23 protein-coding genes and 2 tRNA genes are annotated in these 25,313 nt (G+C 52.1%); 18 read left to right on the top strand and 7 right to left on the bottom strand.

The genetic code is table 11. The features are described 5' to 3' along the window. Window positions 1–59 precede the first annotated feature (59 nt). The gene (gene ibaG / locus OGV89_RS13860; protein ID WP_003025040.1) at window positions 60–314 is read left to right on the top strand and encodes a BolA family iron metabolism protein IbaG; all 255 of its coding nucleotides are present in this window, start codon (window positions 60–62) and stop codon (window positions 312–314) included. Window positions 315–367: 53 nt separating this feature from the next. Further along, window positions 368–1,627 (top strand): UDP-N-acetylglucosamine 1-carboxyvinyltransferase, encoded by a 1,260-nt coding sequence (murA, locus tag OGV89_RS13855; protein WP_003839949.1) that lies wholly within the window; start codon window positions 368–370, stop codon window positions 1,625–1,627. Between the two features lie 56 nt (window positions 1,628–1,683). Here murA and sfsB read toward each other — a convergent pair whose 3' ends face one another. Both sfsB and ispB read right to left on the bottom strand, forming a co-directional pair. Continuing rightward, window positions 1,684–1,968 carry a DNA-binding transcriptional regulator SfsB gene (gene sfsB, locus OGV89_RS13850; protein WP_003839952.1) on the bottom strand — a complete coding sequence of 95 codons (285 nt, stop codon included), beginning with the start codon at window positions 1,966–1,968 and terminating at the stop codon, window positions 1,684–1,686. A gap of 222 nt (window positions 1,969–2,190) precedes the next feature. Then, the gene (gene ispB, locus OGV89_RS13845; RefSeq protein ID WP_003025033.1) at window positions 2,191–3,162 is read right to left on the bottom strand and encodes an octaprenyl diphosphate synthase; all 972 of its coding nucleotides are present in this window, start codon (window positions 3,160–3,162) and stop codon (window positions 2,191–2,193) included. A gap of 258 nt (window positions 3,163–3,420) precedes the next feature. Here ispB and rplU point away from each other — a divergent pair, with 258 nt between their 5' ends. From rplU to cgtA, 4 genes are all read left to right on the top strand, one after another. Further along, window positions 3,421–3,732, top strand: a complete 312-nt coding sequence (gene rplU / locus OGV89_RS13840) for a 50S ribosomal protein L21 (RefSeq protein ID WP_003025032.1) — start codon at window positions 3,421–3,423, stop codon at window positions 3,730–3,732. A gap of 19 nt (window positions 3,733–3,751) precedes the next feature. Beyond that, complete coding sequence (rpmA, locus tag OGV89_RS13835; protein WP_003025030.1) at window positions 3,752–4,009, top strand: 50S ribosomal protein L27; 258 nt, start codon at window positions 3,752–3,754, stop codon at window positions 4,007–4,009. Between the two features lie 127 nt (window positions 4,010–4,136). Next, window positions 4,137–5,102: a DMT family transporter gene (locus OGV89_RS13830; RefSeq protein ID WP_003839955.1), complete on the top strand. Its 966-nt coding sequence runs from the start codon at window positions 4,137–4,139 to the stop codon at window positions 5,100–5,102. Between the two features lie 15 nt (window positions 5,103–5,117). Then, window positions 5,118–6,290, top strand: a complete 1,173-nt coding sequence (gene cgtA / locus OGV89_RS13825; RefSeq protein WP_003025024.1) for an Obg family GTPase CgtA — start codon at window positions 5,118–5,120, stop codon at window positions 6,288–6,290. Window positions 6,291–6,395: 105 nt separating this feature from the next. Here cgtA and dacB read toward each other — a convergent pair whose 3' ends face one another. Beyond that, window positions 6,396–7,829 (bottom strand): serine-type D-Ala-D-Ala carboxypeptidase, encoded by a 1,434-nt coding sequence (gene dacB, locus OGV89_RS13820; RefSeq protein WP_003025021.1) that lies wholly within the window; start codon window positions 7,827–7,829, stop codon window positions 6,396–6,398. Between the two features lie 248 nt (window positions 7,830–8,077). On the opposite strand from dacB, the gene greA reads away from it, so the two are divergent. Next, window positions 8,078–8,554 carry a transcription elongation factor GreA gene (gene greA / locus OGV89_RS13815; protein WP_003025019.1) on the top strand — a complete coding sequence of 159 codons (477 nt, stop codon included), beginning with the start codon at window positions 8,078–8,080 and terminating at the stop codon, window positions 8,552–8,554. A 153-nt stretch (window positions 8,555–8,707) separates the two neighbouring features. Here greA and yhbY read toward each other — a convergent pair whose 3' ends face one another. Continuing rightward, window positions 8,708–9,001 (bottom strand): ribosome assembly RNA-binding protein YhbY, encoded by a 294-nt coding sequence (gene yhbY / locus OGV89_RS13810; protein WP_003025016.1) that lies wholly within the window; start codon window positions 8,999–9,001, stop codon window positions 8,708–8,710. Window positions 9,002–9,126: 125 nt separating this feature from the next. Between yhbY and rlmE the strand changes: the two genes are divergently transcribed. From rlmE to glmM, 4 genes are all read left to right on the top strand, one after another. Next, window positions 9,127–9,756 (top strand): 23S rRNA (uridine(2552)-2'-O)-methyltransferase RlmE, encoded by a 630-nt coding sequence (rlmE, locus tag OGV89_RS13805; RefSeq protein ID WP_003025015.1) that lies wholly within the window; start codon window positions 9,127–9,129, stop codon window positions 9,754–9,756. Window positions 9,757–9,855: 99 nt separating this feature from the next. Then, window positions 9,856–11,790: an ATP-dependent zinc metalloprotease FtsH gene (ftsH, locus tag OGV89_RS13800; protein ID WP_058842408.1), complete on the top strand. Its 1,935-nt coding sequence runs from the start codon at window positions 9,856–9,858 to the stop codon at window positions 11,788–11,790. Window positions 11,791–11,888: 98 nt separating this feature from the next. Then, window positions 11,889–12,737 (top strand): dihydropteroate synthase, encoded by an 849-nt coding sequence (gene folP, locus OGV89_RS13795; protein WP_003025010.1) that lies wholly within the window; start codon window positions 11,889–11,891, stop codon window positions 12,735–12,737. After that, window positions 12,730–14,067, top strand: coding sequence for a phosphoglucosamine mutase (gene glmM / locus OGV89_RS13790; RefSeq protein WP_003025008.1), 1,338 nt, complete (start codon window positions 12,730–12,732; stop codon window positions 14,065–14,067). The genes folP and glmM overlap by 8 nt, the downstream gene beginning before the upstream one ends. 47 nt (window positions 14,068–14,114) lie before the next feature. Here glmM and dcuC read toward each other — a convergent pair whose 3' ends face one another. Together dcuC and iadA are read right to left on the bottom strand one after the other, a co-directional pair. Then, complete coding sequence (gene dcuC / locus OGV89_RS13785; RefSeq protein ID WP_016151051.1) at window positions 14,115–15,578, bottom strand: C4-dicarboxylate transporter DcuC; 1,464 nt, start codon at window positions 15,576–15,578, stop codon at window positions 14,115–14,117. A gap of 10 nt (window positions 15,579–15,588) precedes the next feature. Next, window positions 15,589–16,722 carry a beta-aspartyl-peptidase gene (gene iadA, locus OGV89_RS13780; protein WP_284924305.1) on the bottom strand — a complete coding sequence of 378 codons (1,134 nt, stop codon included), beginning with the start codon at window positions 16,720–16,722 and terminating at the stop codon, window positions 15,589–15,591. Window positions 16,723–16,870: 148 nt separating this feature from the next. On the opposite strand from iadA, the gene OGV89_RS13775 reads away from it, so the two are divergent. From OGV89_RS13775 to OGV89_RS13765, 3 genes are all read left to right on the top strand, one after another. Beyond that, complete coding sequence (locus OGV89_RS13775; protein ID WP_008320638.1) at window positions 16,871–17,764, top strand: LysR family transcriptional regulator; 894 nt, start codon at window positions 16,871–16,873, stop codon at window positions 17,762–17,764. Window positions 17,765–17,931: 167 nt separating this feature from the next. After that, window positions 17,932–18,264 carry a preprotein translocase subunit SecG gene (gene secG, locus OGV89_RS13770; protein ID WP_003025000.1) on the top strand — a complete coding sequence of 111 codons (333 nt, stop codon included), beginning with the start codon at window positions 17,932–17,934 and terminating at the stop codon, window positions 18,262–18,264. Between the two features lie 9 nt (window positions 18,265–18,273). After that, a tRNA-Leu gene (locus tag OGV89_RS13765) sits at window positions 18,274–18,360 on the top strand. A 202-nt stretch (window positions 18,361–18,562) separates the two neighbouring features. On the opposite strand, the gene argG is transcribed toward OGV89_RS13765, so the two are convergent. Beyond that, a complete protein-coding gene (gene argG / locus OGV89_RS13760) occupies window positions 18,563–19,906 on the bottom strand; it encodes an argininosuccinate synthase (RefSeq protein ID WP_003024998.1) in 1,344 nt (447 codons plus the stop codon). A 333-nt stretch (window positions 19,907–20,239) separates the two neighbouring features. On the opposite strand from argG, the gene OGV89_RS13755 reads away from it, so the two are divergent. From OGV89_RS13755 to infB, 4 genes are all read left to right on the top strand, one after another. Next, a tRNA-Met gene (locus tag OGV89_RS13755) sits at window positions 20,240–20,316 on the top strand. A gap of 207 nt (window positions 20,317–20,523) precedes the next feature. Then, on the top strand, window positions 20,524–20,976 hold the full coding sequence (gene rimP, locus OGV89_RS13750; RefSeq protein WP_003024996.1) for a ribosome maturation factor RimP: 453 nt from the start codon (window positions 20,524–20,526) through the stop codon (window positions 20,974–20,976). Window positions 20,977–21,004: 28 nt separating this feature from the next. After that, window positions 21,005–22,492: a transcription termination factor NusA gene (gene nusA, locus OGV89_RS13745; RefSeq protein WP_003024992.1), complete on the top strand. Its 1,488-nt coding sequence runs from the start codon at window positions 21,005–21,007 to the stop codon at window positions 22,490–22,492. Between the two features lie 24 nt (window positions 22,493–22,516). Continuing rightward, window positions 22,517–25,207: a translation initiation factor IF-2 gene (infB, locus tag OGV89_RS13740; protein WP_003844847.1), complete on the top strand. Its 2,691-nt coding sequence runs from the start codon at window positions 22,517–22,519 to the stop codon at window positions 25,205–25,207. Window positions 25,208–25,313 lie beyond the last annotated feature (106 nt).

Genomic DNA, 25,313 nt, shown 5'->3' with positions numbered 1-25,313 from the left:
CAGCGCCACTTTGCTCTAAGATGTTGGGCTGTTTTCACTATCTGACGAATGAAGAGCCCATGGAAAATAATGAAATTCAGAGCGTGCTGATGAATGCACTCTCCCTCCAGGAAGTCCACGTTTCTGGCGACGGCAGTCACTTTCAGGTTATTGCCGTGGGTGAGATGTTTGAAGGCATGAGCCGGGTCAAGAAGCAGCAATCGGTCTATGGCCCGTTGATGGAGTACATTGCGGACAACCGCATTCATGCCGTGTCGATTAAGGCGTTTACCCCAGCGGAATGGGCGCGCGATCGCAAACTTAACGGTTTTTGAGCTACGGGTGATGTGCCGGTAGCGAAGATAAATTCTAAACAGAGAACAGAATAATGGATAAATTTCGTGTTCAGGGGCCAACCAAGCTCCAGGGCGAAGTCACAATTTCAGGCGCTAAAAACGCCGCACTGCCGATCCTGTTTGCGGCGCTGCTGGCTGAAGAACCTGTAGAGATCCAAAACGTCCCGAAACTGAAGGACGTTGACACATCAATGAAGCTGTTGAGCCAGTTGGGTGCGAAAGTTGAGCGTAATGGTTCCGTGCACATTGATGCGCGTGATGTGAACGTCTTCTGTGCGCCGTACGATCTGGTGAAAACCATGCGTGCATCCATTTGGGCGCTCGGGCCGCTGGTTGCCCGCTTTGGTCAGGGCCAGGTTTCACTGCCGGGCGGCTGCACCATCGGCGCGCGTCCGGTGGACCTGCACATTACCGGTCTGGAGCAGTTAGGCGCGACTATCAAGCTGGAAGAAGGCTATGTGAAAGCGTCCGTTGATGGCCGTCTGAAAGGCGCGCATATTGTCATGGACAAAGTGAGCGTCGGTGCGACTGTCACCATCATGTGTGCAGCAACGCTTGCCGAAGGCACCACCATCATCGAAAACGCTGCGCGCGAGCCGGAGATTGTGGATACCGCGAACTTCCTGATTGCGCTGGGCGCGAAGATCACTGGCCAGGGCACCGATCGTATTACGATCGAAGGCGTTGAGCGTCTCGGCGGCGGTGTGTATCGCGTTCTGCCAGACCGCATCGAAACCGGTACCTTCCTGGTGGCGGCGGCAATTTCTCGTGGCAAAATTATCTGCCGTAATGCACAACCGGACACACTGGATGCCGTTCTGGCGAAACTGCGTGATGCGGGTGCGGATATCGAAGTCGGCGACGACTGGATCAGCCTTGATATGCACGGCAAACGTCCGAAAGCGGTTAATGTGCGTACTGCGCCGCATCCGGCGTTCCCTACCGATATGCAGGCCCAGTTCACGCTGCTGAACCTGGTGGCAGAAGGGACCGGCTTCATCACGGAAACCGTGTTTGAGAACCGCTTTATGCACGTGCCTGAGCTGAGCCGTATGGGCGCTCACGCAGAAATCGAAAGCAATACCGTGATTTGCCACGGCGTGGAAACACTCTCAGGCGCACAGGTTATGGCGACCGATCTGCGTGCATCTGCAAGTTTAGTGCTGGCAGGTTGTATTGCTGAAGGTACAACAGTGGTCGATCGTATTTATCACATCGATCGCGGCTATGAGCGCATCGAAGATAAACTGCGTGCGCTGGGCGCAAACATTGAGCGCGTGAAAGGCGAGTAATCGTCAACGTCTCTTGTAACCCCCAGTTCAGTTGGCCGGGGGTTACAGCTCAATGTTCATTCCGGATTCTTTTTCTCTCTGCGACTCCTCATCATCCGCGTTCTGTCGATGAACTCATGCGTTTTGGCATCGTGATAGCGTGACGGCCAAATCACCCAGGGATCAGTTCCCAGTGCCCGGGCGATAATCAACTCACCTTTTGGCCATGGTCTCGTTAACGCATTTGCCAGCGTTGATGAACTCAATCCATTTTTACGTGATTCAGCGGCCATTGAGGTCCCTTTCTTGCGCAGTCCGGCGATGATGTCGGCCGGATGCCAGTCAATCAGCTTGTTTTCCATAAATTCATCTCTCCTTTGGTTAACGACTTACGGTTCCACGATCGGTTGTGGCGACACTATAACGCCCGAAGAACGAATGTTCTAAAATGTTCATGTAAAGTGTCTGTATATTCAGAATATGCCAAGGTTCTGCGTGATTATCCGGAGGAGAGTGGGGGGGTTACTAGAACTTATAAAAAAATCCCGTGCAGAGCACGGGATGAGGGAGAATGCTGTAGGGAATTAACGGTCGCGCTGTACGGCGATATGTGCCAGACCAATCAGCGCTTCTCTCCACGGCGTATCAGGCAGCACCTGCAACGCAGCGATGGCCTTATCAGCCTCTTCTTCTGCACGTTGGCGCGTCCACTCCAGGGAACCACAGGCGTTCATCGCTTCCAGAACCGGCTCCAGAAGGTGACGACCATTACCTTGCTCAATGGCCTGGCGGATCATTTGCGCTTGTTCTGGAGTACCGTGGCGCATGGCATGCAGCAGCGGCAGCGTAGGTTTACCCTCGTTGAGGTCATCACCGACGTTTTTACCCAGCTGCTCGCCATCTGCGCTGTAATCCAGCAAATCGTCAATTAACTGGAAAGCTGTACCGAGATAACGGCCATAATCCTGCAACCCTTTTTCTTGTTCTTCGCTACAGCCAGCCAGAATGCCTGAACATTGGGCTGCCGCTTCAAACAACCGCGCCGTCTTACTGTAGATGACGCGCATATAGTTTTCTTCGGTGATGTCTGGGTCGTTGACGTTCATCAGCTGCAAGACTTCACCTTCGGCGATGACGTTGACTGCTTTCGACATGACTTCCAGCACTTTCAACGAGCCAAGGCTGGTCATCATCTGAAATGCGCGGGTATAGATAAAATCGCCAACCAGCACGCTGGCCGCATTACCAAACGCCGCATTTGCCGTAGCTTTCCCACGGCGCATGTCTGACTCATCCACAACATCATCGTGCAGCAGGGTCGCTGTGTGGATAAACTCGATGAGGGCCGCAATCGTAACGTGCGCATTTTCCTGGTAACCAACGGCCCGCGCTGCGAGGACGGCGATCATTGGGCGAATGCGTTTTCCGCCACCGCTAACGATGTAGTACCCCAGTTGATTGATCAACTGAACGTCAGAATTGAGCTGTTCAAGGATTGTCGCATTGACCCCCGCCATATCTTGCGCGGTTAACTCATTGATTTTTTCTAAATTCATCGCAAAAGCCGGGCTTCTCGCCCCGATTACCTTACTGTGTGAGAAGGTAACGTCGGGTTTAGGGTTATAAATATATGCTGATTGTACTGAAAAAACGCCGTAGATAAACGTTACCGTACGTGTTGTGTTTTTTTTCTTCATGTATTGACGGTAGCACTTGTCAAAGGCTCGCGTTTTGCGTAATATTCGCGCCCTATTGTGAATATTTATAGCGCACTCTGAATCATCAAAAAGGTGTGCGCGGAAGCGGAGTTTTTTATGTACGCGGTTTTCCAAAGTGGTGGTAAACAACACCGAGTAAGCGAAGGTCAGACCGTTCGCCTGGAAAAGCTGGACATCGCAACTGGCGAATCTGTTGAATTCGCAGAAGTTCTGATGATCGCAAACGGTGAAGAAGTCAAAATCGGCGTTCCTTTCGTTGATGGCGGCGTTATCAAAGCTGAAGTTGTTGCTCACGGTCGTGGCGAGAAAGTTAAAATTGTTAAGTTTCGTCGTCGTAAACACTACCGTAAGCAGCAGGGCCATCGTCAGTGGTTCACTGATGTGAAAATCACTGGCATCAGCGCTTAAGTTAAGGGGAGCAGATTAAATGGCACATAAAAAGGCTGGCGGCTCGACTCGTAACGGTCGCGATTCAGAAGCTAAACGTCTGGGCGTAAAACGCTTCGGCGGTGAAACAGTTCTGGCTGGTAGCATCATCGTTCGTCAACGTGGTACTAAATTCCACGCTGGCTCTAACGTTGGTTGCGGCAAAGACCACACTCTGTTTGCTAAAGCAGACGGTAAAGTGAAATTTGAAGTGAAAGGCCCGAAAAACCGTAAATTCATCAGCATCGTTGCTGAATAAGTTTTTCGCGTCCCGGTAACGGATAAAAGCCCCGCAACACGTTGCGGGGCTTTTTACATTCGACGGCCGGTAAATACGCTCGTCACGCCGTGACAACCCGGAAACGAGCCCTTGCAGGGAATACGGCATGAAGCAACAGGCAGGCATTGGTATTCTGTTAGCACTCACAACGGCAGTATGTTGGGGGGCTTTGCCAATAGCAATGAAGCAAGTGCTGGAGGTGATGGAGCCTCCTACCGTGGTGTTCTACCGTTTTTTAATGGCAAGCGTTGGCCTTGGCGCTATTCTTGCGGTTAAAAAAAAGCTCCCTCCATTGCGTATTTTTCGCAAAGCGCGTTGGCTGGTGTTGCTGGCTATCGCAACCGGTGGGCTGTTCGGTAACTTCATTCTGTTTAGTTCATCCTTGCAGTATTTGAGCCCAACGGCTTCGCAGGTTATCGGTCAGCTGTCACCGGTTGGTATGATGATCGCCAGCGTCTTTATCCTGAAAGAAAAGATGCGCGGCACGCAGGTGATTGGCGCCATTATGCTTCTGAGCGGCCTGGTCCTGTTTTTTAATACCAGTCTGATCGAAATTTTTACCCGACTCACCGATTACACCTGGGGCGTTATCTTTGGTGTCGGTGCGGCGATGGTCTGGGTGAGCTATGGGGTCGCACAAAAGGTGTTATTGCGCCGCCTGGCATCACCGCAGATCCTGTTTTTACTGTACACTTTATGTACGATTGCGTTGTTGCCGCTGGCTAAACCCGGTGTCATCACGCAGCTCAGCGACTGGCAGCTGGCATGCCTGATATTCTGCGGCCTGAATACGCTGGTAGGATACGGCGCTCTTGCGGAAGCGATGGCGCGTTGGCAGGCGGCGCAGGTGAGCGCTATTATCACGCTCACACCGCTGTTTACGTTGTTATTTTCAGATTTATTATCACTGGCCTGGCCCGATTTCTTCGCCAGACCGATGCTAAACCTATTAGGTTATCTCGGTGCGTTTATCGTGGTTGCGGGCGCGATGTATTCCGCCATTGGTCATCGAATTTGGGGCGGTTTACGTAAGCATGAAACGGTGGTTTCGCAACCCCGCTCAGGCGAATGATTTACGGAGAGTAAAATGAAGTTTGTTGATGAAGCATCGATTCTGGTCGTTGCAGGTGATGGCGGTAATGGTTGCGTCAGCTTCCGCCGCGAAAAGTACATCCCAAAAGGCGGTCCGGACGGTGGTGATGGTGGTGACGGTGGTGACGTTTGGCTGGAAGCCGACGAAAACCTGAACACGCTGATCGATTACCGTTTTGAAAAATCATTCCGTGCGGAACGTGGTCAGAATGGCGCGAGCCGTGATTGCACCGGTAAGCGTGGCAAAGACGTCACGATTAAAGTGCCTGTTGGTACGCGTGTTATCGATCAGGGCACGGGCGAAACCATGGGCGACATGACCAAACACGGTCAGCGTCTGATGGTCGCTAAAGGCGGCTGGCATGGTCTGGGCAACACCCGTTTCAAATCATCGGTTAACCGTACTCCGCGTCAGAAAACAATGGGTACGCCGGGTGATAAGCGCGATCTGATGCTGGAGCTGATGCTGCTGGCAGACGTGGGGATGCTGGGTATGCCAAATGCCGGGAAATCGACGTTTATCCGTGCAGTATCTGCGGCGAAGCCGAAAGTCGCTGATTATCCCTTCACCACCCTGGTGCCGAGCCTGGGCGTGGTGCGTATGGACAACGAAAAGAGCTTCGTGGTTGCCGACATTCCGGGTCTGATTGAAGGTGCGGCTGAAGGCGCAGGCCTGGGTATCCGCTTCCTGAAGCATCTGGAACGTTGCCGCGTGTTGCTGCACCTCATCGATATCGATCCGATTGACGGTTCCGATCCGGTAGAAAACGCCCGTATCATTATTGGCGAACTGGAAAAATACAGTCAGGATCTGGCATCTAAACCGCGCTGGTTAGTGTTCAACAAAATTGATTTGATGGACAAGGCTGAAGCGGAAGAGAAAGCGAAAGCGATCGCCGAAGCGCTGGGCTGGGAAGGTAAATATTACCTGATCTCTGCCGCCAGCCAGCTGGGCGTGAAGGATCTTTGCTGGGATGTGATGACCTTTATCATCGAGAACCCGATTGTTCAGGCTGAAGAAGCGAAACAGCCAGAGAAAGTTGAGTTCATGTGGGATGATTATCACCGCCAGCAGCTCGCTGAAGTCGAAGACGAAGCGGAAGATGACTGGGATGACGATTGGGACGAAGAAGACGACGAAGGCGTCGAGTTCATCTACAAGCGTTAATCGCATGAAAAACCCCGGCCATGTTGCCGGGGTTATTGTTTTCAGGTCTCTCTGTAGGCCGGATAAGGCACGTTAGTGCCGCCATCCGGCAATCAAACTACCCATCTAATTGTTCTGATAAATATCCTTGTACAACCGGCTCTCGAAGCGCACCAACGGAATACGGCGATTACGCTGGTCAGCCGGCTCTACCGCATAACCAGACAAATACTGCACGAATGCCATGCGTTGGCCGCTTGCCGTGGTAATGAAGCCAGCAAGGTTATAGACTCCTTGCAGCGAGCCTGTCTTCGCCGATACTTTGCCATCCACACCAGCCTGATGCAGACCCGCACGGTATTGCAGGGAGCCGTCGTGCCCCGCCAGCGGCAGCATAGTGATAAAGTTCAGCTCGTTATCGTGTTGAGCGATATATTGCAGCACCTGCATCATGGTCGCCGGAGCAATCAGGTTATGCCGGGAGAGGCCTGAACCGTCGGCAATAATGGTGTTGCCGATATCAACGCCCGCCTGCTGACGCAAAATCTGGCGTACGGCATCAGAACCCGCCCGCCAGGTGCCTGGCACGTTAAATCGGGCATGACCAATCATACGGAAAACGGTATCGGCAATCATGTTGTCCGATTTTTTCAGCATAATCTTAAGCAGGTCATGCAGTGGCGCTGACTGCTTACTGGCGACCACCGTTCCCGGCTCGTTGACCAGCGTCTGGCGCAGCAGCGTACCGCTGTAGGTGATACCTGCTTGTTTTAGCTCATCTTTGATAATCGCCCCGGCATAGCTGGCTCCGTCCTGAATGGCGAACGCCAGCGGCAGCGGATCGGCTCGTTGGGGCAGGCATCCGGTCAGCGTATAGCGGTTGAGATCGCCGGGAACCACATCCAGTTCACAATATTGCGCTTCCGCAGAACCTCGGGCGAGAGTACGCACCTGACTGAACATGGTGACCGGGTAATAAGATGCCACGCGAATAAAGGCGAGATCGTTGGGTTTTTGCGCGCTGTAGAGTGAAACCGAGAAACAGTTTCTATCGACAATAGCCGCTGCGGGCGGTGCGCTAAAACACTGCGTCATGTCGTTCCAGGGCCAACCGGGCGCTTTATCATGACTGGCGAAAATAGAGGTGTCGATCAGGACATTTCCGGCAATTTGCGTCACGCCTGATTTTTTCAGGGTTGCCACCATATTGCGAATATCCTGGCGTTTTAGCGTCGGATCAGCACCAAATCGTGCCACTAAGTCACCTTTCAATACGCCGCCTTCCACGTTGCCTTTAGTCTCAAGCGTAGTGGTAAAACGAAAGTCAGGCCCGAGCTGAATCAATGCCGCCAGCGCGGTGATCACTTTCTGGGTACTGGCCGGCAGCGCCATCTGCTGGCTATGAAAATCAATAGCGGGTGCAGGTGCGCCAACCTTCTGTACCATAAGGGCGAGGTTGGCCCCGGCAGGGAGCTGATTGATATACTCGTCGACGTTCGCAGCCTGAACACTGAACGCTATACTGGCAGTCAATCCGATGGTAAATCTGGAAAATCGCATAATCTCGCGCTAACAACCTGGAAACAGGCCGTCATACTACGGCGCAACGCCCCAAAAAGTAAACGATGACCCATAAGGAACTCCAGGGTAAAATGATCATCAAATAGAGAATTGTAGCTGACCTGGGACCTTGAGCCCCGGGTCGGTATTTTTTTGCTTCTGACTCTGGCATGACATTCGCCAGGGTGGGCTTAGCAGCCGGGGTGAGAGCAACTGCCCCCTACAGGAATGTTCAAGAGGTATAACAAATGCAAGCTATCCCGATGACCTTACGTGGTGCTGAAAAACTGCGCGAAGAGCTGGATTTTCTGAAATCTGTGCGCCGTCCTGAAATTATTGCCGCTATCGCTGAAGCGCGTGAGCACGGTGACCTGAAAGAGAACGCGGAGTATCACGCGGCGCGCGAACAGCAGGGTTTCTGCGAAGGACGCATTAAAGATATCGAGGCTAAACTGTCCAACGCGCAGGTAATCGACGTTACTAAAATGCCGAACAATGGCCGCGTTGTTTTCGGCGCGACGGTTACCGTGTTGAATCTCGATAACGATGAAGAGCAGACCTGGCGTATTGTCGGCGATGATGAAGCCGATTTTAAACAGAACCTGATTTCAGTGAACTCGCCTATCGCTCGTGGCCTTATCGGTAAAGAGCAGGATGACGTCGTGGTTATCAAAACGCCGGGCGGCGAAGTGGAATATGAAGTGACGAAGGTAGAATACCTGTAATTCGCATCTTGGTTAAGATGTTGATACATTGTAAAGAAAGGAAAAAGGCCGCATAGCGGCCTTTTATCAACGAAGAGAGCGTGGCATTTTGCTCTCCTGCTAGCGGAAAAACCCGCGTTTTACACAAACTTCGTGTTCAACTTTGGGATATTCTTAGCGTGGCAGCGAGATTTTACGTTCTTTAGTCGGGCGATACAGTACCAGCGTTTTGCCGATGACCTGCACATTACAGGCGCCGGTTTCGCGTACGATAGCTTCCACGATCAAGGTTTTAGTATCGCGATCTTCCGAGGCGATTTTCACCTTGATAAGTTCATGGTGCTCTAACGCTTGTTCAATCTCGGCCAGTACCCCTTCGGTCAAACCATTGTTGCCAAGCATAACTACAGGCTTGAGCGGATGTGCCAGACCTTTCAGGTGCTGTTTTTGTTTAGTACTCAGATTCATCGTATATTTTTGCTTACGTTGGGATTGAAAACGGGTCATTCTACCGCCATCTCCCATATATCACCAAATAGCTGTGTAGAAATTTACACCATTGGTTACGATGAACTGCCCTTTGGGAATGTGAAATGACAGGTAAAAAGCGTTCTGCCAGCTCGAGTCGCTGGCTTCAGGAACACTTTAGCGATAAATATGTTCAGCAGGCGCAGAAAAAGGGGTTACGTTCCCGTGCCTGGTTTAAACTTGATGAAATACAGCAAAGTGACAAAATTTTTAAACCGGGGATGACGATAGTTGATCTCGGTGCTGCACCCGGTGGCTGGTCGCAATATGCAGTTACGCAGATCGGCAACACCGGCCGCATTATCGCTTGCGATCTTTTACCTATGGATCCAATCGTTGGTGTGGACTTCCTTCAGGGCGACTTTCGTGATGAATTAGTCCTGAAAGCGTTACTTGAACGCGTAGGTGACAGTAAAGTACAAGTTGTCATGTCTGATATGGCGCCAAATATGTGTGGAACACCGGCGGTGGATATTCCCCGGGCCATGTATCTGGTAGAGCTGGCGCTTGGAATGGCTCGTGATGTATTAGCGCCAGGTGGTAGTTTTGTAGTGAAGGTGTTCCAGGGCGAAGGCTTCGATGAGTATCTAAGAGAGATTCGCTCCCTGTTTACGAAGGTCAAAGTTCGTAAGCCGGACTCTTCTCGCGCCCGTTCGCGTGAAGTGTATATTGTAGCGACCGGGCGTAAACCATAACCGGCAGATTTCAAACGAAAGTTTGAAAGAAACTGGATATAGAGTATCCTGACGCTGTTTTTAACACAGTTGTAATATGAGGTTAATCCCTTGAGTGACATGGCGAAAAACCTAATTCTCTGGCTGGTCATTGCCGTTGTGCTGATGTCAGTATTCCAGAGCTTTGGGCCCAGCGAGTCTAATGGCCGTAAGGTTGATTACTCTACCTTCCTGCAAGAGGTCAATCAGGACCAGGTTCGTGAAGCGAAGATCAACGGACGTGAGATTAACGTTACCAAGAAAGATAGTAACCGTTACACGACCTACATCCCGGTTAACGATCCGAAGCTGCTTGATAACCTGCTGACCAAAAACGTCAAGGTTGTTGGCGAACCACCTGAAGAGCCGAGCCTGCTGGCTTCTATCTTCATTTCCTGGTTCCCAATGCTGCTGCTGATTGGTGTCTGGATCTTCTTCATGCGTCAGATGCAGGGCGGTGGTGGCAAAGGTGCCATGTCGTTCGGCAAGAGCAAAGCGCGCATGCTGACGGAAGATCAGATCAAAACGACTTTTGCTGACGTTGCGGGTTGTGACGAAGCAAAAGAAGAAGTCGCTGAGCTGGTTGAGTATCTGCGCGAACCGAGCCGTTTCCAGAAACTGGGCGGTAAAATCCCGAAAGGCGTCCTGATGGTCGGTCCTCCGGGTACGGGTAAAACCCTGCTGGCGAAAGCTATCGCAGGTGAAGCGAAGGTTCCATTCTTCACAATTTCCGGTTCTGATTTCGTGGAAATGTTCGTGGGTGTCGGTGCATCTCGTGTGCGTGACATGTTCGAACAAGCCAAAAAAGCGGCACCGTGCATCATCTTCATCGATGAAATCGACGCCGTAGGCCGCCAGCGTGGCGCAGGTCTGGGCGGTGGTCACGATGAACGTGAACAGACGCTGAACCAGATGCTGGTTGAGATGGACGGCTTCGAAGGTAACGAAGGTATTATCGTTATCGCAGCGACTAACCGTCCGGACGTTCTTGACCCTGCGCTGCTTCGTCCAGGCCGTTTCGACCGTCAGGTTGTGGTTGGTCTGCCGGACGTTCGCGGTCGTGAACAGATTCTGAAAGTGCATATGCGTCGCGTGCCGCTGTCTCCGGATATCGATGCGGCAATCATTGCACGTGGTACGCCTGGCTTCTCCGGTGCGGACCTCGCGAACCTGGTCAACGAAGCGGCGCTGTTTGCTGCTCGTGGCAACAAGCGCGTAGTGTCGATGGTTGAGTTCGAAAAAGCGAAAGACAAAATCATGATGGGTGCGGAACGTCGCTCCATGGTGATGACGGAAGCGCAGAAAGAATCTACCGCGTATCACGAAGCTGGCCACGCGATTATCGGTCGCCTGGTGCCGGAACACGATCCGGTGCACAAAGTGACGATTATCCCGCGCGGTCGTGCGCTGGGTGTGACCTTCTTCCTGCCTGAAGGCGATGCAATCAGCGCCAGCCGTCAGAAACTGGAAAGTCAGATCTCCACATTGTACGGTGGCCGTCTGGCGGAAGAGATCATCTACGGTGCTGAACATGTTTCTACCGGTGCGTCGAACGACATTAAAGTCGCGACTAACCTGGCGCGTAACATGGTTACTCAGTGGGGCTTCTCCGATAAACTCGGTCCGTTGCTGTACGCTGAAGAAGAAGGCGAAGTGTTCCTGGGACGTTCTGTGGCGAAAGCGAAACACATGTCCGATGAAACCGCTCGCATTATCGATCAGGAAGTTAAACTGCTGATTGAGCGTAACTATGACCGTGCACGTCGTTTGCTGAACGAAAACATGGACATTCTGCACTCGATGAAAGATGCGCTCATGAAATATGAGACTATCGATGCGCCGCAGATTGACGATCTGATGGCTCGCCGCGATGTGCGTCCGCCTGCGGGTTGGGAAGAACCGGGTTCTTCTAACAACAACTCTGGCAGCACCGGCAAGCCGAATGCACCGCGTCCGGTTGATGAACCGCGTGCGCCGGACTCTGGCACTATGTCAGAGCAGCTGGGCGACAAATAAGTTATCGTTGATGATGACCGTGTTTTAATTGAAAACCCTGGGGCTTGCTCCGGGGTTTTTCTTATCTGCATATTCAAGATTTTACCAGAGATAAAACTATGAAACTCTTTGCTCAGGGTTCTTCACTGGATCTCAGCCATCCGCACGTCATGGGGATTTTGAACGTCACGCCAGACTCATTTTCCGATGGTGGAGCGCACAACTCTTTGGTTGAGGCGGTAAAACACGCAAACCTGATGATTAACGCCGGGGCGACTATCATTGATGTGGGTGGTGAGTCCACGCGTCCGGGCGCGGCTGATGTGAGTGTTGAAGAAGAGTTGCAGCGAGTGATCCCTGTGGTAGAGGCGATTGCTCAGCGTTTTGAAGTGTGGATTTCGGTTGATACCTCAAAGCCCGAAGTGATCCGCGAATGCGCCAGGGTTGGCGCGCATATCATCAATGACATTCGCTCACTCTCGGAGCCTGGAGCGTTGGAAGCCGCAGCGGAGACCGGATTGCCGGTTTGCCTGATGCATATGCAGGGGCAGCCGAAAACCATGCAGGAAGCGCCAAAGTATGAGGATGTTTTTGCTGAGGTAGATCGTTACTTTGTTGAGCAAATAGCACGTTGCGAGCGGGCTGGAATCACAAAAGATAAATTGTTGCTCGACCCCGGGTTCGGATTCGGTAAAAATCTCACTCACAACTACACATTACTGGCACGTCTGGCGGAGTTTCATCATTTTAATCTGCCGCTGCTGGTTGGGATGTCACGAAAATCAATGGTCGGTCAGTTACTGAATGTGGGGCCATCTGAACGCCTGAGCGGTAGTCTTGCGTGCGCGGTGATTGCCGCAATGCAGGGGGCGCAGATCGTTCGTGTCCATGACGTCAAAGAAACCGTAGAAGCGATGCGTGTGGTGGAAGCCACATTGTCTGCAAAGGAAAAAAAACGCTATGAGTAATCGTAAATATTTTGGCACTGATGGGATCCGCGGTCGCGTAGGTGATGCCCCAATTACTCCTGACTTTGTGCTCAAGCTGGGCTGGGCTGCAGGGAAAGTGCTGGCTCGTCATGGTTCACGTAAAATTATTATCGGTAAAGATACGCGTATTTCCGGCTATATGCTGGAGTCCGCGCTGGAAGCGGGCCTGGCAGCCGCCGGACTCTCAGCCTCATTCACAGGGCCAATGCCAACACCTGCCGTTGCTTATTTGACGCGTGCTTTCCGTGCTGAGGCCGGGATTGTTATCTCCGCTTCGCACAACCCATTCTATGACAATGGGATTAAATTCTTCTCCATCGATGGGACCAAACTGCCGGATGCGGTTGAAGAAGCTATAGAAGCCGAAATGGAAAAAGCGATCACCTGCGTGGACTCGGCTGAACTGGGTAAAGCTACCCGTATCGTTGATGCTGCCGGTCGCTATATCGAGTTTTGCAAAGGCACCTTCCCGAACGAACTGAGTCTGAGTGAGCTTAAAATTGTGGTGGATTGCGCTAACGGTGCAACGTACCACATTGCACCAAATGTACTGCGTGAGCTGGGTGCAAACGTGATTGCCATTGGCTGTGAGCCAAACGGTGTGAACATCAATGAAGAAGTCGGCGCCACTGACGTCCGTGCCCTGCAGGCGCGCGTGATTGCGGAAAAAGCCGATCTGGGTATTGCGCTGGACGGCGATGGCGACCGCGTTATTATGGTTGACCACGAAGGCAATAAGGTCGATGGCGATCAGATCATGTACATCATCGCCCGTGAAGCCCTGCGTCAGGGACAGCTGCGTGGTGGTGCGGTAGGTACGTTGATGAGCAACATGGGCCTCGAGCTGGCGCTGAAACAGCTGGGTATTCCTTTTGCTCGGGCGAAAGTTGGCGACCGCTATGTGCTGGAAAAAATGCAGGAAAAAGGCTGGCGTATCGGTGCCGAAAACTCTGGTCATGTGATCCTGCTGGACAAAACCACCACTGGTGACGGCATCGTGGCAGGGCTGCAGGTACTGGCGGCGATGGTGCGCAACCATATGAGTTTGCACGACCTGTGCAGCGGCATGAAAATGTTCCCACAGCTGCTGGTTAACGTACGTTACACCGCAGGTAGCGGCGATCCGCTGGAACATGAAAATGTGAAAGCGGTGATGGCGGAAGTGGAAGCGGCGCTGGGTAACCGTGGACGCGTCCTGCTGCGTAAGTCTGGTACCGAACCGTTAATTCGTGTGATGGTTGAAGGTGAAGACGAAGCGCAGGTGACTGAATTCGCCCACCGTATTGCCGATGCTGTGAAAGCGGCGTAATCCCGAAGAAAGTGAGAGCCGGAGTCTGAGACTCCGGCTTTTTTTTACTATACGGCAAGCGGCTGTTTACGTCGGCGCTGCCAGAAATAACCACCGACCATCAGTAGTACAAGGACTGCCAGCCACGGCAGAACCGCCAGCAAATGCCCAGACCGGGCAAAGGTTAGCGCAATCATCAGTAGCCAACCGCCCAGCATCGGAATCGCGGTGCGCTTAACAATATCCACAGGCGAGACGCCTGCAATCCCTGCGATAGCAATGATGACGCCGGCAATCGGCGATAACGTACGACCAATACCCGCCGATATCTGGATAGGCAACATCATGACTGCGATATCGCTACCGATATGACGGCTGATGTCCGGCACCATGGGGGCGAAGGAGAAAAATGCCGCATTCCCGGAGCCCATCAGCGCTGAAATTGCGAAGGTGATTAGGGTCATCAGCAGGATAATAGAGGCTGCGCTGAGGCCAAATTCGCCAGAAAGCGACAGCAGCGCGTCGACGGCACCAATGGCTTTCAGCCCGGCGGAAAAAACTTCACCGGCGATAATCAGCGTCACGACGGTGGCAAAAACGCTGCCCATGCTGTCGAAAACCTTTTGTACGCCAGCCATCACCTCGCGCGCTTTGCGATGACGGCAGTACTCACAAACCAGCGTAATAGCGAGGCTTATCAGTACGGCGGTATCCAGCGTAATCTTAAGCGAGCTAAATATTAAATCGCTACACACCAACATCAATACCAGCGGCAGCATAGGCAGAAACAGCCAGGCGATAGGTGCGTCGGCTTCATCAGTTGCCGTTAATGTCTGCATCTGCTGAGCTGCATTGTCGCCACTTTCCCGACGGTCAAAAAAGCGTTGCACAACAATATGCAACAGGGCGATGAAAAGAATGACGGGCACAACGATCGGCAACTGATCCTGCACAAAATAGTTCACCACCTCAATACCTGCGGTTTTGGCGGCGAGAACCGAGTTGCCGGATCCTGGGCCAAACTCAACCGCACAGGTACTGGCGATAACTGCGGCAACTGCGGCGCGGCTACAGCCAAGACGGGTAAGCAATGGGTAAAGCGTCGCCATCAACAGCAGACCCAATCCGGTGGCGCTGCTGATAAACAGCGACAGGAATTGGCCTAATAGCAGTGCCAGTCCCAGCAGCAGATAAGGCGAGTTCAGCCGTTGTAAAGGACGAGATGTTACCCGAACCAGTACCTGGCTTGCGCCAATGGCTGACATGTACGTGGCGAAACCACCAATCAGCATAATTTGCAGCCCGAGGCCGCCGAGACGCACGCTCAGGGTATCGCGAATAAACTCAAAGGCGTCAAAGGGGCCGAATCCGGTGCTCTTTTTCACCAGGCCACTGAGTGAGGTCATTCCGCTAAAATGCGCGATAAGCAACAGCACAATCCCGGTCAATAACAGTACCGACTGGGGGTGATATTTTTTGAGGATCAGACGTCCGGCAAAAATGATGGCGATTAGCGCCAGTAGTAATGACATTCTTGCCCCCTTACTCGAAGTTGCCGGTAACCAGGCACTCTCCATCCCGCAGCAACGGTTTACCCGCGGCAAACAGATGGGCCAGCGAGAGGTCATCATTGAGTACACAGATATCGGCACGTTCTCCGGCGCAGAGCATGCCCCCGGAAATACCCAGCGAGCGTGCAACGTTTGCCGTCAACATTGCGATGGCCTGCGGCACCGGAATACCGACATCAATCAGGCGAGGAAGTAGGTTAAGATTGCCTGCGACCGGCGCCGCGCTTAAACCTTCAACGATACCCTGAGCGTTAAAGCGCGGAACGCTGCCATTGCCGTCAGAACTGATCGTGATGCGCTCCGTCGGAACCTGTGCTTCGAGTGCGTGGAGAATCGCTTGCTCCTGAGGCATAAAACGACTGCCACCGGACGTAACATCGATATGGCCGCCGCGATGGGCGAAAGCAATAGCCTGTTCGAACAAGGGCTCTGTTCTTGTAACATGGGTCGGTGAAATATGGTGAATCGGAATACCCGCATCACACAACTCAATAAGTTGCGACATCCCTTCCGGCAGATTCCCCAGGTGCACATGCAGCAAGCCTTTTTTCCCTGCCAGCAGGGAAGCGACGCGAATATCGCTCACTATCCTCAGCAACTCCTGGAAAGAGGGGTAAGAACCGCGGTGATCGGCGAGGGCGATTTTTACACCAAGAATTGCCGGAATAAAGGCCATATCATCGCGGATGGATCGCGTAATGGTTGGGCTGGGAACGGCGTAGGCTCCCGTATGCATAAACGCGCGTAATCCCTCAAGGTTGAGAGACTGCATTTTAGCGTAGAGGTCTTTGGGCGAACGAGAAATAGCATCGGTGCCTAACACGCCAACCACCGTGGTAATACCCGCTTGAATCAGATCGCGCAGCTTGACGGCGGGTGTCCGACTGGCAAATCCGGCTTCGCCACCGCCACCGGTAAGATGAACATGCTGATCGATGATGCCAGGGATAACCCATTTACCCCGACAATCGATGACCTCGTTGACGCCATCAAACAATGAAATATCTTTTTCTACCGCCACAATTCGGTCGGCATGAATGAGCAGGGAGCAGAGGCCTAAATCCTCAGGAGAAAAAACACGGGCATTGGTCAATAAAGTAAACATAGCGGTCCTGTCAAACGTCGAAGGTGAGAGTCGGCAGGTGAAACGGAATATTGTTGTTATGATGCCCACCATAAAGCCATTACTATAACTATGACTATTACCGATTTGTTATTGGAGGATGCGGTTATGGCATGGCGGAGAGCACAACGTGGATTGTAAGTGGCTGGAAGATTTTCTGGCCTTGAGCCAGCATGGAAACTACTCTCAGGCCGCTGCGCAGCGGCATATTACTCAACCTGCGCTGAGTCGGCGTATAAAAGCGCTGGAAGAGGTGCTGGGCGTGCCTTTGTTTGATCGGACAACGACCCCCGTCACGCTGACGCGCTATGGTGAACGCTTTGAACCTTATGCCCGGCACGTCCTCAGTACGTTAACAGAGGCACGCCATGAGCTGTCGGCGATGACGCCAGCAACGGATAACACGCTGGTGATGGTCAGCCTGCATACGCTGTCGGTGAATATCCTGCCGGATATGATCAACTACCTGCGACAGAGTGAGCCGCAGTTAAACTTTACGGTAAACGCCAGTATCCAGGGGATAGACAACCACTTCAATGCCCTGATAAACCGGCAAATTGATATGCTGGTGACTTACGATTTGCCCTCTTCACAACCAGGGCTGGAGATTGCCGGAGGGTTAAAACGTTCACTATGGCGGTATGAGCGATTTATTCCTGTGATTTCTGCACAGTTGGTGGATACGCTTGACGATCCGCATACCCCGATCCCTTGGCTATGTTACAGCGACTATACCTTTGTCAGACGTATTATTGATCTTGCAGAACAACGAGTGCGACCACGGTTGAAAAAAGTGTTTGAGAGTGGTTTAAGCGAAACGATACGAGAAATGGTGTTGCGCCATATGGGAATGGCCTGGTTACCTGAATCGATGGTGGCGGAAGAGTTGGTGAATCAGCAAATTATTCACTGCTGGCCACAAAATGCAGATCTGATTTGTGAAATCCCCGTTGTGGTATGGGCGAATCTTGACGATCAACGCGCCGTCATGCAGAGATGCTGGGAGAAGTTGCTGCGTTTTTGATTGATATGGCGATTTTTTCCGCAGTTGATACAATGCTAACAAATTGCCCTTGCGAAGGTTATTCGCTTTGGTTAGTATTCACACCCGCTTCAGTGGGAAACAGTAAATATTCCCGCTTTAATGGTCGAAGCATTGTACGCGGCAACTCCGCAAGGAACAGGTTGATTATGCACGAAGCTCTTTTAGTAGTTTTCCTTATTGTGGCAATTGGCCTGGTAGGCTTGATCATGCTGCAGCAAGGCAAAGGCGCTGATATGGGAGCCTCTTTTGGCGCAGGCGCTTCTGGTACTCTGTTTGGTTCAAGTGGTTCTGGTAACTTCATGACCCGTATGACAGCTGTATTGGGAACCTTGTTCTTCATCATCAGTCTGGTGCTGGGTAACATGAACAGCAATAAGACCAATAAAGGAAGTGAGTGGGAAAATCTGAGTGCACCGGCGAAAACCGAGCAAACTCAGCCAGCTGCTCCGGCTCAGCCGACCAGCGATATCCCACGCTAAGTATTCTGTACCGAGGTGGTGGAATTGGTAGACACGCTACCTTGAGGTGGTAGTGCCCTAACGGGCTTGTGGGTTCGAGTCCCATCCTCGGTACCAAATTCCAAAAAAAAGACGCTGCAAAGCGTCTTTTTTTTCGTCTGTTATTTGTGGCTGTCCTGTAGCTCTGCGGCCCAGTAGGTCGGATAAGGCGTTTACGCCGTCATCCGACATTATTACAACGCCTGATGGCGCTACGCTTATCAGGCCTACATTCCGCACATAAAAAAGGCCGCTTTCGCGGCCTTAAGATGGGGTATCTTTACTTCGCCTTATTTTCCAGATTCTCAACCTGCGGCAGGCCGGTTGTGGAAGAAGCGGTCAGCAGACCAGACTGCGCATAGCCGAACAGCTTCTCGCGGGTATCGGTGATATCCAGATTACGCATGGTTAACTGACCGATACGGTCGTCCGGAGAGAATACGGAATCGCCTTTTTCCATCGTCAGACGTTCTGGTTTATAAGTCAGATTGTCAGATACGGTGTTGAGGATCGAGTAGTCATTACCACGGCGCAGTTCCAGCGTCACTTCACCGGTAATCTGGCTGGCAACCCAACGCTGCAGACCGTCACGCAGCATCAGCGCCTGAGAGTCGAACCAGCGACCCTGATACAGCAGACGACCAAGCTGGCGACCATGTGCGTGATACTGCTCGATGGTGTCTTCGTTGTGAATGCCGGTCAGCAGACGCTCGTAGGCGATATGCAGCAACGCCATCCCCGGGGCTTCATAAATGCCACGGCTCTTCGCTTCAATAATACGGTTTTCAATCTGATCGCTCATACCCAGACCGTGACGGCCGCCGATACGGTTGGCTTCCAGCATCATCTCAACGTCGTCGCTGAAGGTTTTACCGTTCAGTGCAACCGGATGACCCTGTTCAAAACGCACGGTCACTTCTTCTGCCGGGATCTTCACGCTCTCATCCCAGAACTTCACGCCCATAATTGGGTTGACGATTTTGACGCTTGAGTTCAGGAATTCCAGATCTTTTGCTTCGTGGGTCGCCCCGAGCATATTGGAGTCTGTTGAGTACGCTTTCTCAACGGACATCTTGTAGTCGAAACCACAGGCAATCATAAATTCGGACATCTCATGGCGACCGCCGAGTTCATCGATAAAATCGGTATCCAGCCATGGTTTATAAATCTGCAGTTCGGCGTTGGTCAGCAGACCGTAACGATAGAAACGTTCAATATCGTTACCTTTATAGGTGCTACCGTCACCCCAGATATTTACGCCATCTTCTTTCATGGCGGCAACCAGCATGGTGCCGGTCACGGCACGGCCCAGCGGGGTGGTATTGAAGTAGGTCAGTCCGCCAGTGGTGTTGTGGAATGCACCGCACTGAATGGCAGCGATCCCTTCGGCAACGAGCTGCTTACGGCAATCTACCAGGCGAGCATTCTCAGCACCATATTCCATTGCACGGCGAGGAATGGCGTCATAGTCATCCTCATCCGGCTGGCCCAAATTCGCAGTATATGCATATGGGACAGCCCCTTTTTGTCGCATCCACAGCAGTGCTGCACTGGTGTCCAGGCCGCCGGAAAAAGCGATACCAATACGTTGACCTACCGGGAGATGCTTGAGAATCGTCGTCATAAAATAAAACCCTGCTTGATAGACTGGTGAAGAGGTCGCTTATTATGCTAATTGCATTTTTATGCAAAATAAATGAGTTTTCATTTAATCATCTTTTCTGGATGACAGGAAGAGTTTAGTGATAATTTCGTTAAATAACGGCGTGGGTGGCATATTTATCTTGCTGGGCTAGTGCTGGGCAGCATTCATTGATTTGCATAGTCGTAACAAGGTTGACATAACACATATTGAATCAATATACTGTGCACAGATTTTACGTCCCGTCCTCGGTACCAAATCCCAGCAGTATTTGCATTTTTTACCCAAAACGAGTAAAATTTGCCACGTTTCAGGCGCGGGGTGGAGCAGCCTGGTAGCTCGTCGGGCTCATAACCCGAAGGTCGTCGGTTCAAATCCGGCCCCCGCAACCACTTTCCCTTAGAGTTCTTTTTCAAATATACTGTGAAGACTTAGGCCTTCGTAGCTGGATTTGAAAAAAATTCTTTCGGAAGGTTCTCCGAACCGCAGGTGCGGTTATAGGGTTCAGTTATCTAAAGCCCCGATTTATCGGGGTTTTTTGTTATCTGACTACAGAATAACTGGGCTTTAGGCCCTTTTTTTATGTCTTGGGGGTGGGCTTGTCCACATTAGAGCAAAAATTAACAGAGATGATTACAGCGCCAGTTGAAGCCCTGGGCTACGAACTGGTCGGCATCGAATTTATTCGTGGTCGCACATCCACACTGCGCATCTATATTGATAGTGAAGATGGCATCAATGTTGATGATTGTGCTGATGTGAGCCATCAGGTAAGCGCCGTGATGGATGTCGAAGACCCAATCACCGTTGCCTATAACCTGGAAGTCTCCTCTCCGGGTCTCGACCGTCCTCTGTTCACAGCTGAACACTACGTGCGTTTCCTGGGTGAAGAAGTCACGCTGGTTCTTCGTATGGCGGTACAAAACCGTCGTAAATGGCAGGGCGTTATCAAAGCGGTGGACGGTGAGATGATCACGGTCACAGTCGAAGGCAAAGATGAAGTGTTCGCGCTGAGTAATATCCAGAAGGCGAACCTGGTTCCCCACTTTTAACAGTCTGGATTGAGGTGAAAAGCCCGCGATGAACAAAGAAATTTTGGCTGTTGTTGAAGCCGTATCCAACGAAAAAGCGCTGCCACGCGAGAAAATTTTTGAAGCACTGGAAAGTGCGCTGGCTACAGCAACAAAGAAAAAATATGAGCAAGAGATCGACGTTCGCGTAGAAATCGATCGTAAAAGCGGTGATTTCGATACCTTCCGTCGTTGGGTAATCGTAGAAGAAGTTACTCAGCCGACCAAAGAAATTACGCTGGAAGCGGCACGCTTCGAAGACGAAAGTCTGAACGTGGGCGAATATGTTGAAGATCAGATTGAATCTGTCACCTTTGACCGTATCACCACCCAGACCGCGAAACAGGTTATCGTACAGAAAGTACGTGAAGCTGAACGCGCAATGGTTGTCGATCAGTTCCGCGAACACGAAGGCGAAATCGTCACCGGTGTGGTAAAGAAAGTAAACCGCGACAACATTTCTCTGGATCTGGGCAGCAATGCTGAAGCTGTTATCCTGCGTGAAGACATGCTCCCGCGTGAAAACTTCCGCCCAGGTGACCGTATTCGTGGTGTTCTGTACTCTGTACGCCCGGAAGCGCGCGGTGCGCAGCTGTTTGTAACCCGTTCCAAACCGGAAATGCTGATTGAGCTGTTCCGCATTGAAGTACCGGAAATTGGCGAAGAAGTTATCGAAATTAAAGCGGCTGCCCGTGATCCGGGATCGCGTGCGAAAATCGCCGTTAAGACCAACGACAAGCGTATTGATCCGGTCGGCGCCTGTGTTGGTATGCGCGGTGCGCGCGTTCAGGCGGTTTCTACCGAACTGGGCGGCGAGCGTATCGATATCGTCCTGTGGGATGATAACCCGGCACAGTTCGTGATTAACGCAATGGCGCCAGCAGACGTTGCTTCTATCGTGGTGGATGAAGACAAGCACACCATGGATATCGCGGTTGAAGCCGGTAACCTGGCTCAGGCGATTGGACGTAATGGTCAGAACGTCCGCCTGGCTTCACAACTGAGCGGTTGGGAACTCAACGTGATGACCGTTGATGACCTGCAGGCGAAGCATCAGGCTGAAGCACATGCAGCCATCGATACCTTCACCAAATATCTCGATATCGATGAAGATTTCGCGACCGTTCTGGTGGAAGAAGGTTTTGCGACGCTGGAAGAACTGGCCTACGTGCCAATGAAAGAGCTGCTGGAAATTGACGGCCTGGATGAACAGACCGTTGAAGCGCTGCGCGAGCGTGCTAAAAACGCACTGACCACTCTGGCACTGGCCCAGGAAGAAAGCCTCGGTGATAACAAACCGGCTGACGATCTGCTGAATCTGGAAGGATTGGATCGTGAGATGGCCTTCAAACTGGCGGCCCGTGGTGTTTGTACGCTGGAAGATCTCGCTGAACAGGGCATTGATGATCTGGCTGATATCGAAGGGTTGACCGACGAAAAAGCCGGTGAGCTGATTATGGCTGCCCGTAATATTTGCTGGTTCGGCGACGAAGCGTAATAAACTGTAGCAGGAAGGAACAGTATGACAGATGTAACCGTAAAAACGCTGGCTGCAGAGATACAGACTTCCGTGGATCGCCTGGTACAGCAATTTGCTGATGCCGGTATCCCGAAGTCTGCTGACGACTCTGTGTCCGCACAAGAGAAACAAACCTTACTGGCGCATTTGAACCGTGAAAACGGCTCAGCGCCGGATAAGTTGACATTGCAGCGTAAAACGCGCAGTACTCTCAATATTCCAGGTACCGGTGGAAAAAGCAAATCGGTACAAATCGAAGTCCGCAAGACACGCACCTTTGTGAAACGCGATCCGCAAGAGGCTGAACGCCTTGCCGCGGAAGAGCAGGCGCAGCGTGAAGCGGAAGAGCAAGCCCGTCGTGAGGCAGAAGAAGCTGCCAAACGCGAGGCGCAACAAAAAGCCGAACGTGAGGCCGCAGAACAAGCTAAGCGTGAAGCCGCTGATAAAGCGAAACGTGAAGCTGCGGAAAAAGACAAAGTGAGCAATCAACAGACCGACGATATGACTAAAACCGCCCAGGCCGAAAAAGCCCGCCGTGAAAATGAAGCCGCAGAACTGAAGCGTAAAGCGGAAGAAGAAGCACGTCGCAAGCTTGAAGAAGAAGCGCGCCGCGTAGCGGAAGAAGCTCGCCGTATGGCGGAAGAAAACGAGAAAAATGGTGTGAATAACGTTGAACCTGTCGAAGACACCAGCGATTATCACGTCACCACTTCTCAGCATGCTCGCCAGGCTGAAGACGAGAACGATCGTGAAGTCGAAGGCGGTCGTGGTCGTACTCGCAGCACTAAAGCAGCGCGTCCGGCGAAGAAAGGCAACAAACACGCTGAATCTAAAGCTGACCGTGAGGAAGCACGTGCAGCGGTTCGCGGCGGTAAAGGCGGTAAGCAGCGTAAAGGTTCCGCTCTGCAGCAGGGCTTCCAGAAGCCAGCTCAGGCCGTTAACCGTGACGTTGTGATCGGCGAAACCATCACCGTTGGCGATCTGGCGAACAAAATGGCAGTTAAAGGCTCTCAGGTCATCAAAGCGATGATGAAACTGGGCGCAATGGCTACCATTAACCAGGTCATCGACCAGGAAACCGCACAGCTGGTTGCCGAAGAGATGGGCCACAAAGTTATCCTGCGTCGTGAAAACGAGCTGGAAGAAGCGGTAATGAGCGACCGTGACACCGGTGCTGCGGCTGAACCGCGCGCACCAGTTGTGACCATCATGGGTCACGTTGACCACGGTAAAACCTCTCTGCTGGACTACATTCGTTCTACGAAAGTGGCCTCTGGCGAAGCAGGCGGCATTACTCAGCACATCGGTGCGTACCACGTTGAAACTGACAACGGTATGATCACCTTCCTGGATACCCCGGGTCACGCCGCGTTTACCTCCATGCGTGCTCGTGGTGCTCAGGCAACGGATATCGTTGTTCTGGTTGTTGCAGCAGACGACGGCGTGATGCCGCAGACCATCGAAGCTATCCAGCACGCGAAAGCGGCGGGTGTACCGGTGGTGGTTGCAGTCAACAAAATCGATAAGCCGGAAGCGGATCCGGATCGCGTTAAAAACGAACTGTCCCAGTACGGCATCATGCCGGAAGAGTGGGGCGGCGAGAGCCAATTCGTTCACGTTTCTGCGAAAGCGGGTACCGGTATCGACGAGCTGCTGGACGCTATCCTGCTGCAGGCCGAAGTACTGGAACTGAAAGCTGTGCGTAAAGGTATGGCGAGCGGTGCGGTTATCGAATCCTTCCTGGATAAAGGTCGTGGTCCGGTTGCTACCGTACTGGTGCGTGAAGGTACGCTGCACAAAGGCGACATCGTACTGTGTGGCTTCGAATACGGTCGCGTTCGTGCTATGCGTAACGAACTGGGTCAGGAAGTACTGGAAGCAGGTCCATCCATTCCGGTGGAAATCCTCGGTCTGTCCGGTGTTCCGGCTGCAGGTGACGAAGTTACTGTCGTTCGTGACGAGAAGAAAGCCCGTGAAGTTGCACTGTATCGTCAGGGCAAATTCCGTGAAGTTAAACTGGCTCGTCAGCAGAAATCTAAACTCGAGAACATGTTCGCTAACATGACCGAAGGCGAAGTTCACGAAGTGAACGTCGTCCTGAAGGCTGACGTTCAGGGTTCTGTAGAAGCGATTTCCGACTCTTTACTGAAACTGTCTACCGACGAAGTCAAAGTGAAGATCATCGGTTCTGGCGTAGGTGGTATCACCGAAACCGACGCGACCCTGGCTGCGGCATCCAACGCGATTCTGGTTGGCTTCAACGTCCGTGCTGATGCCTCTGCACGTAAAGTTATCGAATCTGAAAGCCTGGATCTGCGTTACTACTCCGTCATTTATCATCTGATCGACGAAGTGAAAGCAGCGATGAGCGGCATGCTGTCTCCGGAGCTGAAACAGCAGATCATTGGTCTGGCTGAAGTTCGTGATGTGTTCAAATCACCGAAATTCGGCGCTATCGCAGGCTGTATGGTTACCGAAGGCACGATTAAACGTCACAACCCAATCCGCGTTCTGCGCGACAACGTGGTTATCTATGAAGGCGAGCTGGAATCCCTGCGTCGCTTCAAAGATGACGTTAACGAAGTCCGTAACGGCATGGAATGTGGTATCGGCGTTAAGAACTACAACGACGTTCGCGTTGGCGATATGATCGAAGTGTTCGAGATTATCGAAATCCAACGTACTATCGCTTAATCTTCGTCGTCTTTTGGGCCGCAATTTGCAGCCCAAAATCCTTAGAAGATGATTAGGTGTAGGCCGGGTAAGCGAAGCGCCACCCGGCAAGAAATTTAAAAAGGGG

It is taken from the genome of Citrobacter sp. Cf125 (genome assembly GCF_030333935.1).
Classification (GTDB): Bacteria; Pseudomonadota; Gammaproteobacteria; order Enterobacterales; family Enterobacteriaceae; genus Citrobacter; species Citrobacter freundii.
The sequence above is the reverse complement of the archived record's forward strand: the minus strand, read 5'-3'. Positions and strand labels throughout refer to the sequence as shown.